This is a genomic window from Stieleria sp. JC731 (assembly GCF_020966635.1).
In the GTDB taxonomy this organism is placed as follows: domain Bacteria; phylum Planctomycetota; class Planctomycetia; order Pirellulales; family Pirellulaceae; genus Stieleria.
On sequence record NZ_JAJKFQ010000005.1, the window covers coordinates 1,211,790 to 1,227,761 of the forward strand.

Consider the following 15,972-nt stretch of genomic DNA (forward strand, 5'->3'; position numbering starts at 1 on the left):
GAGATGTTATTTGGTATGTTATCGACGGCGGAGGTCTACAAGGCGTCAATCGCGTCGTCCGTGGTGGTAGCTGGATCAACTCGGCCCAGAACTGCCGATCGGCTTACCGGAACGCGAACGACCCTGGGAACCGGAACAACAATCTGGGCTTCCGCCTTGTCGCAGCTCACCCGTCGTGGATTCGGCGGCTGACCCGACTTTCGCTGTTGTCCATCTAATGGACAGCGTTCAGCGGATTCGGGCGTTAGTAGGTTCGCGGGATAGCTAGTTCGAAATCGCCCGGTTCCGCAACTTTCAATCGACCGATGAATCAACAGATTAGCAATACGTTACCCAGTCCGTTGCCGCCTTCATGGGCAGTCGACTTTGGTGATGAAAGAGAGTTCGGGATTTACGCTGCATTCGAAATTGACGGCGTACGATTTCCGTTGCGGTGGATACCACCCGGCGAATTCATGATGGGCGCTAGCGACAGTGAAGACGCGTACGACAATGAAAGGCCCCGCCATCGAGTAAGAATTTCTGAGGGGTTTTGGATCGGCAGTACCCCAGTGACTCAAGAACAATGGTTGACAGCGTCTGCTGAAAATCCCAGTGAGTTCCAAGGGCCGCGACGACCGGTTGAAGGTGTAACGTGGGACGATTGCGTCCAATGGCTGTCACGGTTGAATGAAAAGCATCGCGGGCTTGGAGCAAGTCTTCCGACTGAAGCGGAATGGGAATACGCTTGCCGGGCCGGGACAGAAAGCGCTTTCAGCTTTGGCAATGAGGCCGAACGTTTGTCTGAATTCGCCTGGTACTACGCGAATTCAGAGAAAACAACGCAGGACGTTGGAACGCAAAAGCCAAACACTTGGGGACTTTGGGACATGCATGGAAATGTTCTAGAGTGGTGTCTGGATGGCCCTCGACCCTACGACACTTCAGATGTCGTTAACCCAATAGGTCCGCGTGAACGAGGCGTCGATCGCGTCGTCCGTGGTGGTGGCTGGATCATCTCGGCCCGGGTCTGCCGATCGGCTTACCGGAGCGCGTCCGACCCTGGGGGCCGGGTCAACTTTCTGGGCTTCCGCCTTGTCGCAGGTCGGTCCGGCCTGTCGCCGGAGGCGACAATCGGGCCAAGTCCGATTGTCAGTTCGGAGAACTGACAATCTCAAGTTGTATGAACCTGTTGTGATGAGCCGATGGCACAAGAATGCTGTCGAGCACTCTTGCAGATCTGCTTTGAGCAATGTCTTATTGCTTCTTTGAATCGTTGGAAAACCACCGCTACGTTGTGACCGATCTTTTCCTCGTCTTCTCGATTTACAGAAGAATACCTTGGTGAGGTGGATGGCAACGCAATCGAGGGCCTCATATTGTGCGAACATCCCCTTGCGAAACGATGCATTGAAATTTTCGGGGCGTCTGCGCTCTCGTAGACTCGGTGTTGATTTCCCGCTGCAAATCAATATAGAAATTGGATGTGTACCGTCAGCTTGACACTGAATTCTGTTGGCGAGTCTCGCCCATGATTCCCTCATCTGAGTCCCAGATTGCTCTCATTCCAGATTTGCTGAAGGAAGTTTGACAACACTGATTGTCGCGGGCGTTGCTGGTAGCGATGGACGTCCGCAGAGCGTGTACATGCATCATTGGGACCGAGGTGAGTCGAAGCTTACAAGTGCCGATAGCTTCGATCACCGATGAACCGCTAGCAAGGTATGAATCCTAGTCGCCAATGGATTTGCTTTGCGTGAACGTGAGCACGTTGGAAATATTCGGCGTGCTATCGGGTTTCTGAAAGAACATTGGCGACGTCTTGGCGGGGTGGGGCTCCGAACATGCGGCGGTATTCGCGGCTGAATTGGGATGGGCTCTCATAGCCGACGCGATATGCCGCGCCGGCAGCATCCAGCTTCTCGGTCAACATCAGGCTACGAGCTTCCTGAAGCCGAAGTCGTTTTTGATACTGCAACGGCGTCATGGCTGTGACGTTTTTGAAGTGCAAATGAAACGACGAGACGCTCAAACCGACTTGCTCTGCTAGAGACTCGATCGTCAGTGGGTTTGTGAAGTTATCTTTCAACCACCGAATCGCCATCGCAATTCGATTTGCAGGCGCGCCAGCCATCGCGATTTGGCGAAGTCGAAATCCCTGTGGGCCAGTCAAAACGCGGTGAGTGATTTCGCGCAGGATCAGTGGAGCAAGCGGACGAATGTCGTTTGGTTCGTCAAGCAAGTTTGTCAATCTGGTCACCGCATCGAGAAGCCGACTTTCTGCATCGGTAACTGCAAGTCCACGTTCTGAAGATGACCCAGTGGGAATACTTGTCCCGTCGGCAAGCATTTCGCCGATCAATTTAGGGTCAAGCGAAATGCGGAGACCAAGGTAGGGTTCATCTTGGGTCGCTTCAACAACACGAGCATCAACGGGTAGATCGACCGACACGAGTAAGAATTGGGCGGGATCCAAGCGGTAGGACTCGCCCGATAAAACGACTTCTTTGGAACCTTGAGCAATCAGGCACAAACAGGGTTCGTAGACGAGTGAAGTCAGTTCGGTCGGGGCGGCGTACTGTGAAAGTTGAAGTTCGGCAATCGCCGTTTGAATCGTGTTGTCAGGCGTTGAATGCCGCGTGATGCATTCAACCAGCTGTTGAGACGTGATTTCGTTCATCGGCATCCTCGTTTGGGACTTGGTCTTTGGGATACGTCGGCCGGAGACAATCAAAGTCTATCCCCAGATTGCTAGTCAGGCCACTGCAATGATGATGAGTTTGAATAGGATCAGGCAACCTTGCGGTGTATTCAGGCAATTGTCCTGCAAGTGAAGTTGCTAAAGTCTGGGCGGCATTTAATTCCGCGTTGGCGTGTCGAATAGCCGAGATCTTATTGTGTTTCGTAGTGCGGGTTCAATTGCCCGATGGTGATTGAAAACGCTTTTAATCGACGAGGGCGGAGAATTAGGCAATGTCTCAGGAGGATCGTTCTACTGCCTGCGAGGCGTAGATGCCTACAGTGTTGGAAATGAAACGCAAAGTGGGATCTGAAGATGAATGCCGGTGAGAACGTCGAAATGCAGAAGACGATTCAGAAGCAAATCACGCGATTGGGAATACGCAAAACGAATCGAGATGCGGTCCGGTCCAGATTCTTGCTTGGTCGCAGGCAATTCGCCCGCGGTATTGGTGTTGCCATTGCGGCGGCACTGACGGTTCGCCCGATCAGCGCGTTTGAAACAAGAGAAAAACCAAAGGAAAGATCAATGGAGATTAAACGAAACGGGCAGCAGGCTTCCGTGGCAGGACCATCTGATTGGTTCACCGGTAAAACGAGGATTGACCCACTGTTTGATCCGCAAGGTGCCAGACGAGCGGGTGGCGCTTGTGTCACGTTTGAGCCTGGCGCAAGAACAGCATGGCATACCCACCCTCTCGGGCAAACATTGATTGTTACTTCGGGAGTTGGGCGCGTTCAGGTTTGGGGCGAAGCGATTCAAGAGATCGGCCCCGGCGATGTCGTGTGGTTCCCACCCGGAGAAAAACATTGGCACGGTGCGTCACCCAACAATGCGATGACGCACATCGCAATTCAAGAAGCCCAAGACGGAAAAGTCGTCGAATGGCTAGAGCATGTCACGGATGATCAATACGAAGGCTAGTCATCGCATGGCAACCACGATGCCGTGGTGTTTGAAGGCATGTCACATTAGAAAACTGAGAGCAAAAAATGAACACATCTACGAACAGCAACATCAAAGATAAAGTCGTCGTCATCACAGGTGCCAGCAGCGGTTTGGGAGCCACCACCGCGAAGCACTTATCAGCAGCGGGGGCAATCGTTGTACTTGGTGCGCGACGTGAAGACCGAATTGCGAAGCTGGCCCAAGAGTTGACCAAACAAGACGCAAAAGCGTTGGCGATCAAGACGGATGTCACGGACGTCGCACAAGTGAAGCGTCTTGTCGACACCGCGGTGGAACGATTCGGACGAGTCGATGTGATGCTTAACAACGCGGGGCTGATGCAGCAGTCGCCGCTCGAAGCGTTCAAGATTGACGAATGGGACAATATGATTGACGTCAATATCAAAGGCGTCCTTTATGGGATTGCTGGAGCCTTGCCGCATATGAAGCGTCAGGAGTCGGGGCAGATCATCAATGTCTCATCTGTCGCAGGCCACAAGGTGACTCCGTCGGGAGCGGTCTATTGTGCAACCAAGCATGCGGTGCGAGCGATCTCGGAAGGCCTTCGTACGGAGGTGAAGCCATATAACATTCGGACAACGGTGATCTCACCCGGCGCAGTCGCTACCAAATTGCCAACACATATCACCCACGAAGAATCTCACGAGGGGATCAACGACTATTACGCCCAAGTAGCCGTCCCACCGGAGTCATTCGCGCGTGCAGTTGCGTTCGCTATCGAGCAACCTGAAGAGATCGATATCAATGAGATCCTCTATCGTCCGACACGACAAGAGCTCTAGTGGCATTGGTTTAAAGTGCCAATGATCGGTCTCTTGAATGGCCCTCGGACCATTTAGCGGGGATTAGGCGGTCGATTTTTTTCGCACCGTCTTCATCCCATTCGATCAATAGGGTGAATGGGAGATCGCCATCGATATCGTATTCCCAGACTCGGAAGTGGATATAGTCGGGAGTGCCGATCATGGAGACGATCGTGTCGGGAGTTAATCCCTGAGTGATTTCATCGATTTTAGATTCACGAGGGTGTGGCAGTGGATCGGTGGGGCACCAATACTCTTGTCTTTCGAGGAAGACTTTGGTGGATTGGTGGTGTGAGGGAAGTACACCGATTCGTCGTAGTGATAGCTGAGCTCGCTGACGCACGGGAAGGCTTTGATACGCATATGGATTAATCTTCCCGACTTCAGGTTGATAAGAGCCGCTGGAACCTGTTGTGGATCCGATGTATGGACACGACTGCAACTTTTCTAGGTATGGAACCGCACGAGTCAATTTCATTGTGCCTGCCATTTGAATCGCTCGCATGCCCTCGATCAAACTTGGTTGCAATGGCTTTTGGATCAATTTGTAGCTGTCGTCTTCTTGTTCCCACTGCCAGTTTGATGCACGAGCGAGGTTCTGGAGGACCCACTGGGATTCAATCGCGGTGAGATGTTGATCAGCATCCGTTCCGATCTCGACCGATTGACCGTTTTCCAGATTGATGACGAGTCGTACGCCCCACCAGGTTCTCAAGCAGAAGCAGGGGGCGTCATCGAGCGTCGTGAAATAGAAATGGCAGAATGCGGATCCCCATCGAATGCCGGCCGTTGAGATGGAGGTATAGTTGAATTGGTCTTCGCCTTCTTTGAATAGCGTCTCGAAAAGTTCGATTCGAGCTGTTTCTTTACCGTCTCGATCAATCGCAAAGATTTCGATGGGGCCACTGACATCGGCTGTCCGAACGACGGTCCAGCCATCATTGCTGACATGGATTGCGACGGGGGGCCCTTCAGTTGCGGAGAGACGCTGGACGCGACCGTTCCTGATTTTGACTGGCTGCTTTCGTGTCCAACGCTTTAGATTCTCGCTGCGGTCAGTCAATTGATATTTGAAACTCGACTGAAATGATCTCCGCCATGGTCCGTCCGCGTTATCCGGAGAAATTGCTTCGACGACATATCGTCGGTTGGCGGACGTTGCCGTGATGTTGCGAAAGAAGCGTTCTGTTGCGAGACAATCTGGCGTGAGTGAGATCCCAAGGAAGATTGCGATGACCGGAAGTTGTAACGTGGCAACCATATAACGACCATTCATGAACTTTTCCTTCGAAGGGCGGTATGCTCATTGGCTTAACAACTAAGGGTACCATCATCAGGCCTAAAAGTGATGGTCGGTCGAAAATGTTGCGTAGAACTTGAGTGTCGAAAAAATCGCTATGCTTTCATTGCTTCGCTGGAGGATGGCAGGCTCGTGTTCGTCAGATGCGTTGACGCCACTGATTTTGCATGATCGGCTTTCACTCCATTGAAAACGTGTGCTCTGCAGACCATGGTGCGGCCCTAAAGGGGACTGCGGAAGGGAGCAAAGCCGTGAGTCATCACATCTCTAGGCTTGTTGCTTTCAGTCTTAGTGCATTCGCGATGACCGAAACGCTGCTGAAGCTCATTGCCGCGGCCGCAATCATGGGGCTTAGTAGAACGCCAAAGATTGGATAGAGCAGTCCGGCGGCGATCGGGATCCCAAGTGCGTTGTAGATAAACGCAAAGAAGAGGTTCTGCCGAATGTTGCTCATCGTTTTTCGGCTGAGTATCGCGGCTGCAGCAATGCCACGAAGGTCGCCTCCGACGAGTGTAATACCCGCTGATTCGATCGCGACTCCGGTACCCGTTCCCATCGCGATTCCGACGTCGGCCGCGGCAAGTGCCGGGGCGTCGTTGATGCCATCACCAGCCATGGCGACCGATTTGTGTTGTTCTTTTAGGGACTTGACGAAGTCGTGTTTGTCTTGTGGCGATACGCCAGCATGGAACTCATCGAGTCCAAGTTCTTTGGCAACAGCTGCGGCCGTTGCTTTTGCATCACCGGTCAGCATGATGACCTTCAGGCCCAACTCATGAAGCGTGTGAAGTGCCGACGGAGTACTCTTCTTGATTGGGTCAGAAATTCCCATCGCACCAGCGATTTGATGGTTGATCGCAATGAAGATCACAGTTGCTCCATCGGCTTGCTTTTCATTTGCAGCCGCACTGAGGTGTTCGTCAATTTTGATCGAGTGTTCGGACAAAAGTTCGGTGCTTCCGATCAGCACTTCTTCGCCAGTGACGATTGCTGAGACCCCAATTCCGGTCATTGCATCGAATTGCTCAACGGACTGGAATTCAATGTTTTCGGATTGAGCTTTGCGAATAATCGCTCGAGCCAAAGGATGTTCACTTTGGTTTTCGACTGATGCAGCGGTGGTCAGCAGTTCGTTGCGTGCGAAATTTTCTGTCGTTTCGATCCATGTGACTTCAGGGCGGCCTTCTGTGAGCGTTCCGGTCTTGTCGACGACAACGGTATCAATCTTCTCCATCACTTCGAGCACTTCCGCGTTCTTGATAAGAACACCGTCCTTCGCACCGCGTCCAATGCCAACCATGACAGACATCGGAGTCGCCAATCCCAGTGCACAGGGGCAGGCAATGATCAGTACGGCAACTGCGGCGACGAACGCATGGGCAAGCCTTGGTTCAGGACCCCAAATCGACCAACCTATGAAAGCCAATATTGAACAAGCGATTACCGTCGGAACGAAATACGTGGCAACGGTGTCGGCAAGTTTCTGAATTGGAGCTCGACTTCGCTGCGCATCGGCGACCATCTGTACAATTCGGCTAAGCACTGTGCCATCGCCAACGCTTGTCGCTTCGACAACTAGTGAGCCATTTTGATTGATCGTGCCGCCAGTGACTTCATCACCTTCGCTTTTCGAAATCGGGAGAGGTTCCCCTGTTAGCATCGATTCATCAATCGTCGTCTGCCCGCTGATGACTACGGAATCGACCGGCACCTTTTCACCGGGGCGAATTCTTAGATGGTCACCGCGTTTAACATAAGCTAGCTGCACATCTTCTTCGGTACCGCTAGAAGAGATTCGATGAGCCGTTTCCGGGGTAAGCTGCATCAATTCGCGGATTGCACCGCCTGTCTGTTTCCTTGCACGCAGTTCCAAGACCTGTCCGAGTAATACCAAAGTGATGATGACCGCGGACGCTTCAAAGTACAGCGGCGGCGCTCCGTCCTCATAAAAAGCTTGAGGGATCAGTTCAGGAGCGGCGATGACAATCAGGCTGAAGAAATATGCGGCTAAGCTGCCGACTGCAATCAACGAGAACATGTTTAGATTGAAGCTGGCAAACGATTGCGCGCCGCGAACTAATAATGGCCAGCCGCACCAGAACACCACTGGAGTTGCCAATGCAAGTTGTAACCAGCCTTGCAACTGAGAATTCAGATAAGCATTTACCTTCAGTCCGATCATTGGTCCCATCGCGAGTGCCAACAGAGGAACTGCTAAGGCGAGGGCTACCCAGAAACGCACCTTCATATCCGAGTACGCTCCGTGCTCGGATTCGTCGTCGTTCGAAGCGAACTTTGGCTCCAGGTCCATTCCACAGATGGGGCATGAGCCCGGCCCTATCTGTTCAACTTCGGCATGCATGGGGCAGGTGTAAACTGCACCAGGTTTCGAGCCAGATCGGTGATTGGAAGATTTCCCTGCGGTGTGTTCATGATTTGAACAACACTGGCGGTTTTCTGAATCATCCGCTTGTGCAGGTTTACGAACCGGTCGATTGCTAATCGCAGCGGTCGGATCTCGCTCGAACTTGTCAGCGCAGCTTTCACTGCAAAAGTAATATTCCTCTCCTTCGTAGGAACGCTGGATGCTGTCGCCAGGCGAGACTGTCATGCCACAGACGGGATCAACAGTGGTTTCTTCGACGGTGGTCATCGGTCAATCGTTGACGAGGTAGGAAGTGTCCCGAGCAATACATTGCAGGCCGACACCTGCAGCCGATCGAGACTGGTGGTTGATGTCCATCGCAGTTTCCATGCCATTGCGATTGCCATCGTCTGTTCGCAATGGAGGCCGAGCCGTTTGTAAGGCTGACGCAGCGGCTTAGCTTGATGGTATGGACGTAGATGCGACGCAATTGATCATCAACCCATTGCTAGTCAGGGTGGTTTCGGTGACGGTCATGCTGGTTGCAAGGTTGGCGAAGGTCGCACCAGTTCGATTTGCCGGGTTAAGCTGCTGAAGTAATGTTCTAGGGATTAGGGCAATGCTGATTGCCGATTGGTTTGCTAGGGAAAGTCGGCTCGATTCGTTTTCAGCGGATCGAAGCTTTCGAAGACTCGCAATCAATGTGGCAAGGACGCCAAATGAATGCTCGGACAACCTTACCGATTCGGATGCGTGCACTGATTCGGACAAGCACGCTGATCGCGTTTTGCTTTAGCGTGGGATGCAAAGCGCCAATGCCTTGTAGTCAGCGACCGATAGTCTCTGCTGAGTTGCAAACGCGAGTCGGAACATCATTGGGGTCCAACTGCGGTTTATCGAACGGCGCGATCCCGCCGGGACTAGACCTTTCTGACGGGCTGACGGAAGACGAAGCGGTTGCGATCGCACTTTGGAACAACGCAGCGCTCGGCGAGTTGCTCGCACGGCTTGGGATCTCGCGAGCGCAGCTTTATGAGGCCGGTCTGTTTTCGGATCCGCAATTGGTGCTTCTGCTACCCGTCGGTCCTAAACAATTAGAATTTACCGCCTATCAAGCGATCGACGAAATCTGGTTGCGTCCGATCCGACGCCGGGCAGCCGAGTTGGATTTGTGCCAGTTGGCCAAGCAGATGATTCAGAACGGTCTGAACACGGCGCGGGATGTGAGGCTCGCTCACGCGAACCTGGTCTTGGCTCAGCGACAGATGGCGTTATCTGAAGAAAGTCTATCGCTGCGCGATTCAATTCAGGGTCTCGCCAATCAACGGCTAGATGCCGGCGACATCAGTGAACTTGAAGCCAACACCACTCGGATTGATTCGTTGACTGCAAAGGCGATGGCTGCGAGTGCGGTTCATGATGTTGTTTTAGCTCAAGAGCAGCTAAGAACGCTGCTTGGAGTGGACTTGCCAAATGATCAAATACTTGCGGTTGGTGAATCAGACGAATTGATTCAGTCAACGGACAAGGAAGCGATGGTCCAACTGGCATTGTCGATGAGACCTGACCTGCGAGCCGTCGAGATCCGAAAGGCCGCGGCGTGTCGGCGTTTGGAGCTTGCAAAGAAGCAATTCATGCGACTCGAAGGCGGATACGATGCCAACGGATCGGGCAAAAATGGTTTTGAATCAGGTCCAGCGTTTCGTATGACCTTGCCAATTTTCAACCGAAACCGCGGGCAGGTTGCCATTGCAGAGGCGGCGGTTGAACAAGTTGATAGGCAATACGCGGCGTTACGAGATCAAATTGAACTTGAGGTCCGTACGGCGATGACGCAGCTAGATCAGGCGAATGAACAGGTCAAGCTGTTTGATCAAGAGGTCCTTCCCGCGCTTCGTGAAGCTCAGGAGCTATCACGGCGCAACTATGAAAATGGTGGTGTGCCATATTTCTTGGTTTTGCAGACAACAACTCAATTTGTCGATGCACAGCAAAGACGAGCTTTGGCGATGGCGTCATCGAGCCGAGCCGAAGCCGAATTGGAGCGAGCTGTCGGGCAGCGACTACCGCGACTGAATGTCAGGCCTGATGAGGGAGATGGTGAGATCGCCCAGTTTGCTGACTTAATTCATCGTGAAGCCTCTGGATTTTGATCCGCGTAGCCTCGATTGAAACCAATTCCTGTTACTATCATCTTTAGCCGCGGCGATTAGACTGGTCACGGCAAGGTCGATGACAACTCGAATTGTTCACATCGCAGTGGCGTGGATGAAATCATCTTTTACTGCTCAAATTGTTCTGCTGATCGCGATGGCCGGATGTGCTCCGAGTTCATCGGATCACGCTACCAAAGAGAAGCCTGCGAAGGTCGAGCCGCACCCTTCAGAGCAAGACATCTATCGCGTCAAGCTAACCGAAAAGGCTGAGTCGCGTCTTCAGATATCGACCGTAGCCGTTCGCAAGCAGAGTGTTCCACGCAAGCGAACTCTTGGTGGCGATATCTTGATTCCGGATGGCATGCGGATACCAGTAACTGCACCACTTGCGGGAAAGCTATTAGGTATCGACGAAGGGGTGTCGTTGACGGCAGGACGCTCGGTTAGTTCTGGGCAGCCACTTTTGAAAATCTTGCCGATACTGCGTCCCGAATTGGAAGTCCCGGGCGCGGCCGAGCGGGTGCAGATGGCCAATGCACGCGCATCGTTGGTTACCGCTCAAATTCAGGCGGATGGGGACTTCAAGCAGGCAAAGGCGACCGTCGAGGCGGCTCGGATTGCACTCGATCGTGCGCGGAAACTTTTATCAGACGGAGCCGGAAGCCAAAGGTCGTTTGATGATGCGGAAGCCGCGTACAACATCGCTATCGAGTCACTGAACGCCGCAAAGCAACGAAAGGATCTGTTGGACAAACTGACCCTTGAAGCGGAAGCCGGTTCCGCCGAAGCTGTCGTGATCAGCGCGCCAAGTGATGGGATACTGCAAACCATTACAGCGAGTGCTGGGCAGGTCGTCAGCACGGGTGCACCTTTGATGGAAATCGTTGATCTGAAAAAGTTGTGGGTGCGTGTTCCTGTCTATGCGGGCCAGCTCGATGAATTTGACTTTGGCAAACCGGCAACGCTTCGACCACTTTCTAAACGGGATGTCACGGAAACACCGCTGCATCGGATCGAAGCTCCTCCCACAGCCGACCCGCTGACATCGACGGTCGATATTTACTTTGAACTTCAAAACGCCGAAGGCAGTTACATGCCAGGCCAGCGAGTCACGGTCGACTTGCCAATGAAAACCGACGAAGAGTCGCTTGTGATTCCGCGAGCGGCCGTGCTGCGTGACATACACGGGATCGGTTGGGTCTATATCCGTTCTGGCGAACATCAATTTGAACGCGCACGCGTCAGCGTTCAATTCAACACGGACGAGCTGGCAGTCCTGCGCAGTGGACCCGATGAAGGTAAAGAAGTTGTTGTTGATGGTGCAGCGGAACTGTTCGGAACAGAGTTTGGGGCCGGAAAATGAATTGGCTAGTCGCCGGTGCCCTTCGGTTTCGCATCCTGGTCGTTGCCGCCGTCGTTGTATTGATCGTCGTTGGCGTACGCACGGCAAACGATGTTCCGCTGGATGTATTTCCCGAGTTCGCTCCGCCACGGGTTGAAATTCAAACAGAAGTTCCCGGGTTATCAACCGAAGAAGTCGATTCGTTGGTAACCGTCCCGATCGAGAACTCGCTTGGCGGCATCCCGTATATCGATGAGATACGGTCGAAGTCTGTTTTGGGGCTTTCGTCGATTCAGCTCTATTTCGAACGGGGCACCGACTTGATCACAGCAAGGCAGCTAGTGCAGGAGCGGCTGGCGCTAAGCTCGTCGCGATTGCCACAGGTGGTCAATCCGCCGGTCATCTTGCCGCCATTGTCTTCACTGAGTCGGGCGCTAAAGATCGGGCTTTGGTCCGAGACGCATTCCCAAATGGACCTGACGGTTCTATGCAAATGGACCATTCGCCCTCGTTTGATGGCGATCCCAGGCGTTGCCAATGTCGCGATTTGGGGGGACTATGACAAACAGTTTCAGGTGCTAGTCGATCCCGACGAACTGAAAGCGAACAACGTCACACTAAAGACTGTGATGCAGTCGGTTGGGCAGTCCGTCGCGCCCGTATCGGGCGGTTTCATCGATACGCCGAATCAACGACTTGCGCTGCGGCACGAACTGACAGTGAACTCGCCCGAGACATTGTCCGAAACGATTGTTGCGTTTCGGAATAATGCGCCGTTGATGCTTCAAGACGTTGCCAATGTGCGTGTTGGTTCGCCGCCTCCTATCGGTGACGCGATCATCAACGATGTGCCCGGGATTTTGCTGATCGTCGAGAAACAGCCTTGGGCGAATACTCTTGAGGTGACTCGTCGCGTCGAAGCGGCGATGAAAGAATTGTCACCTGCCATGTCTGGTGTCGAAGTTGATACGACGATCTTTCGACCTGCGACCTTCATCGAAAGGGCTTTGGAAAACCTGACGCATTCGTTGTTGATCGGATGTGTATTGGTGATCGTCGTTCTGGCGTTATTTCTTTTCGACTGGAGAGCGGCTGTCATCAGTTCGCTGGCGATTCCGCTTTCGTTAATCGCTGCGATGTTGGTTCTTTATTATCGTGGTGGCACCATCAATACGATGGTGCTAGCAGGATTGGTGATTGCGTTGGGCGAGGTTGTTGATGACGCGATCATTGATGTCGAGAATATTCTGCGCCGGCTGAAGCTGAACGCTCATGCTGAAAAGCCAGAATCAGCCTTCAAAGTCGTGCTAGCGGCGTCACTGGAGGTTCGGAGCGCGGTCGTCTATGCGACGCTGATCGTTGTGATGACATTGGTTCCTGTGTTCTTTTTAGATGGGCTTGCGGGTTCATTCTTTCGCCCGCTAGCGGCTTCGTACATCTTGGCGATCGCCGCGTCGCTGCTTGTCGCACTAACGGTTACGCCGGCACTATCGCTGATCTTGCTTCCACACACTGCGGACCGCGAACGCAGGGATTCGCCAATCACGAGCCTGCTTAAAGGGGGCTATCGATTGGTATTGCCTCCTTTGATTCGTCATCCGTTCGCTGTCGGACTGGCGATCCTATTGGCATTGGTAGGAACAGTCGCTGCCATCCCGCGGTTGGGTGAAGAACTGATGCCGAAGTTCAAAGAGACAGACTTTTTGATGCACTGGGTTGAGAAACCAGGCATCGGCGTCGAAGCAATGAATCGGATCACAATCGCCGCCAGCAAGGAATTGCGATCGATTGATGGGGTGCTGAACTTTGGGTCACATATCGGTCGTGCTGAAGTCGCTGATGAAGTCTACGGGCCGCACTTCACCGAACTTTGGATCAGCATCGATCCGGACGTGGACTATGACAAAACGGTTGCCACCGTGCAGGAGGCGGTCGATGGCTATCCGGGACTCTACCGAGATTTATTGACCTATCTGACCGAGCGTATCAAAGAAGTTTTGACCGGCGCCAGCGGAGCGATCGTGGTCCGAATCTACGGTCCGGATTTGGATGAACTGCAACGGCACGCTCGGGAAGTTTCGGACGTGATGGGGACTGTCGAAGGCGTCACCAATTTAAAGGTCGAGCCACTCACGATGATTCCGCAAATTGTCGTCTCGCTACGACCTGATGCGGCGACCCAGTTTGGACTGACACCGGGAGACGTACGATCAGCGATTACGACACTGGTCCGGGGCACGCAGGTTGGCGAGATCTATGAAGAGCAAAAGATTTTTCGCGTGATGGTGTGGGGAAAGGATTCGGTCCGTCGCGATATCGATGCGGTTCGCCGCCTAATGATCGATACCCCCAGCGGTGCACAAGTGCCCCTGGAAGATGTGGCCGAGGTGGTTATCCAGCCGGCCCCGAATGCGATCAAACGCATCGATGCGTCAAGGAAGATCGATGTGATTTGCAACGTCGAAGGAAGAGATCTCGGGAGCGTCGCCAGGGAAATTGAAGATCGAGTTCTTCAGGAGGTCAAATTTGAACAGGAGTATCGACCTGCATTCCTGGGGGAATACGAGGAAGCGAAAGCTTCACGAAATCGCTTGTTTGGTCTGACAATTCTGTCTGTTGTCGGAATCGTTTTACTGCTTCATGCAGACTTTCAGTCGATCCGGATCGTCACGATGATTGCGTTGACACTTCCATTTGCTCTAGTGGGAGGCGTGATTGGAGCTTTCCTTTGTGGAGGTGTGATCTCGTTGGGCTCGCTAATCGGATTTGTCACCGTGCTTGGCGTTGCGGCGCGGAACGGGATCATGTTGATGGACCACTACCGGCATCTACAGCTTGAAGAAAGAATCCCATTCGGACGCGAACTAGCGATGAAAGGCGCCGAAGAAAGACTCGCCCCGATTTTGATGACCGCCTTAACGACCGGATTGGCGTTGGTGCCGTTGATCGTCACCGGAAACAAACCTGGCCAGGAAATCGAGTACCCGATGGCCTTTGTCATCCTTGGTGGGTTGGTGACCGCAACTTTGCTAAACCTGTTTGTCTTGCCAGCACTTTATGCTCGCTTCGGACAACCATTGAATGAGCCTCAATAGCGAAGACTACTCATTCAGATCGGCGAGTTCGAATCTGGCAACGTGTCCGTCTTTTCCGGCCAGAAAGCCTGTTCCGGATCCTTTGTCGAATCGCAGTGTGTAGTAGCTATCGGTCGAAATCGTCGTCCATGTTTTTCCGAGGTCGTCTGAGTAAGCGATTCCAGTGCGGCCACAGGTCAGCAAGCGGCCTTTGCCAAGCGACTGAACACAAGCTTTATGAGGCATGCTCGCGTTCGCCACGTTGATCCAGGTCTTGCCACCATCGGATGACGTGGCAACATTTGATTGATCAAGATCAGGTTCGGTATAGTTTCCGCCGATGGCGATCGCGTTATCTTGATCGATGATGTCGATCGAGAATATTCCGGATGACTCATTGCCGCTGCGTATCTTTGTTTCGTTCGCCTGCCAAGTTTCACCTTCATCGTCGGAAAGCCAAACCCTTGCGACCGAGCCTCCTGTTGCGATCCAAACGTGGTTGCCGAGAACGGCAATTCCGGTTCCGCTGGCTGCGAATCCATATTCACCTTCGGCTAGTTTCGGGGATCGCTTGGTGGGCAGACGTTTCCAGCTGAGCCCTGCATCCGATGTCTTGTATAGATCCAGTTGTCCGTCGATGGGATCACCATAAAGCCAACCATCACGGCCGTTTTTGTCGAACGACATGCCGTCAAAGAACCCTTTCGGTTCTGCGTTGACGAGTACCGTCGACCAGGTTTCGCCGTTGTCGTCGGAACGGAAAATCTTGGAAGAGTCTCCGTTTCCGATGCTCATCAACAATACTGTTTTGTCGCCGAGTAATTCGACGTCTCGGAAATCAAGTTCACTGGCGTCTGGAACGACTACCCGTTGCCAAGTTTGCCCGGCATCCACCGTACGTATCACGGTTCCGGCGGTTCCGGTTACCCAAGCTTCTTGGCTATTGCGAACCGCCAGGCCACGAAACGAAGCATCGACACCCGTTACCACTGGAGTGATGCTGATCGGAGGACGCGTTGATTGAGCCAATACCGCGTTGCAAATTGTGGCAAGCAGCAAGAACAGGACTGAGTTGGCTAGGAATCGCATCAGGGGTTCATCAATTGACCGAGTCGTGTAGTAGATCGATCGAAGAATCCTAAGGTGCTGGACTGGGAGCAGTCAACTTGGCTCTGGATCGACCATCCGTTGAGCTGAATTCGATCCCCGTTGTCAGCTGTAGAGTCTGAAAAGCAAACAAAAGC

Annotated in this window: 11 protein-coding genes; 7 read left to right on the plus strand and 4 right to left on the minus strand. The window is 53.0% G+C overall.

Annotated features, from left to right (window positions below; genetic code table 11):
• Positions 1 to 20 precede the first annotated feature (20 nt).
• Both LOC67_RS27750 and LOC67_RS15310 read left to right on the plus strand, forming a co-directional pair.
• Positions 21 to 218, plus strand: coding sequence for a formylglycine-generating enzyme family protein (locus tag LOC67_RS27750; protein ID WP_410001148.1), 198 nt, complete (start codon positions 21 to 23; stop codon positions 216 to 218).
• An 87-nt stretch (positions 219 to 305) separates the two neighbouring features.
• Positions 306 to 1,148 (plus strand): formylglycine-generating enzyme family protein, encoded by an 843-nt coding sequence (locus LOC67_RS15310; protein WP_230263483.1) that lies wholly within the window; start codon positions 306 to 308, stop codon positions 1,146 to 1,148.
• A 620-nt stretch (positions 1,149 to 1,768) separates the two neighbouring features.
• Here LOC67_RS15310 and LOC67_RS15315 read toward each other — a convergent pair.
• The gene (locus LOC67_RS15315) at positions 1,769 to 2,659 is read right to left on the minus strand and encodes an AraC family transcriptional regulator (protein ID WP_230263484.1); all 891 of its coding nucleotides are present in this window, start codon (positions 2,657 to 2,659) and stop codon (positions 1,769 to 1,771) included.
• Positions 2,660 to 3,034: 375 nt separating this feature from the next.
• Here LOC67_RS15315 and LOC67_RS15320 point away from each other — a divergent pair, with 375 nt between their 5' ends.
• Together LOC67_RS15320 and LOC67_RS15325 are read left to right on the plus strand one after the other, a co-directional pair.
• A complete protein-coding gene (locus LOC67_RS15320) occupies positions 3,035 to 3,643 on the plus strand; it encodes a cupin domain-containing protein (protein ID WP_230263485.1) in 609 nt (202 codons plus the stop codon).
• Positions 3,644 to 3,711: 68 nt separating this feature from the next.
• Positions 3,712 to 4,470 carry an SDR family oxidoreductase gene (locus tag LOC67_RS15325; protein WP_230263486.1) on the plus strand — a complete coding sequence of 253 codons (759 nt, stop codon included), beginning with the start codon at positions 3,712 to 3,714 and terminating at the stop codon, positions 4,468 to 4,470.
• Positions 4,471 to 4,480: 10 nt separating this feature from the next.
• Here the strand turns inward: LOC67_RS15325 and LOC67_RS15330 are convergent, their stop codons facing one another.
• Together LOC67_RS15330 and LOC67_RS15335 are read right to left on the minus strand one after the other, a co-directional pair.
• On the minus strand, positions 4,481 to 5,767 hold the full coding sequence (locus tag LOC67_RS15330) for a hypothetical protein (RefSeq protein WP_230263487.1): 1,287 nt from the start codon (positions 5,765 to 5,767) through the stop codon (positions 4,481 to 4,483).
• A 283-nt stretch (positions 5,768 to 6,050) separates the two neighbouring features.
• Positions 6,051 to 8,444, minus strand: a complete 2,394-nt coding sequence (locus tag LOC67_RS15335; RefSeq protein ID WP_230263488.1) for a heavy metal translocating P-type ATPase — start codon at positions 8,442 to 8,444, stop codon at positions 6,051 to 6,053.
• Between the two features lie 527 nt (positions 8,445 to 8,971).
• Between LOC67_RS15335 and LOC67_RS15340 the strand changes: the two genes are divergently transcribed.
• The 3 genes from LOC67_RS15340 to LOC67_RS15350 all read left to right on the plus strand — a co-directional run bounded on the left by LOC67_RS15340 (position 8,972) and on the right by LOC67_RS15350 (position 14,749).
• Complete coding sequence (locus LOC67_RS15340) at positions 8,972 to 10,309, plus strand: TolC family protein (protein WP_230263489.1); 1,338 nt, start codon at positions 8,972 to 8,974, stop codon at positions 10,307 to 10,309.
• Between the two features lie 115 nt (positions 10,310 to 10,424).
• Positions 10,425 to 11,675: an efflux RND transporter periplasmic adaptor subunit gene (locus LOC67_RS15345; RefSeq protein WP_230263490.1), complete on the plus strand. Its 1,251-nt coding sequence runs from the start codon at positions 10,425 to 10,427 to the stop codon at positions 11,673 to 11,675.
• Positions 11,672 to 14,749, plus strand: a complete 3,078-nt coding sequence (locus LOC67_RS15350; protein ID WP_230263491.1) for an efflux RND transporter permease subunit — start codon at positions 11,672 to 11,674, stop codon at positions 14,747 to 14,749. Before LOC67_RS15345 ends, LOC67_RS15350 begins: the two co-directional genes overlap by 4 nt.
• 6 nt (positions 14,750 to 14,755) lie before the next feature.
• On the opposite strand, the gene LOC67_RS15355 is transcribed toward LOC67_RS15350, so the two are convergent.
• Positions 14,756 to 15,817 carry a WD40/YVTN/BNR-like repeat-containing protein gene (locus tag LOC67_RS15355; protein WP_230263492.1) on the minus strand — a complete coding sequence of 354 codons (1,062 nt, stop codon included), beginning with the start codon at positions 15,815 to 15,817 and terminating at the stop codon, positions 14,756 to 14,758.
• Positions 15,818 to 15,972 lie beyond the last annotated feature (155 nt).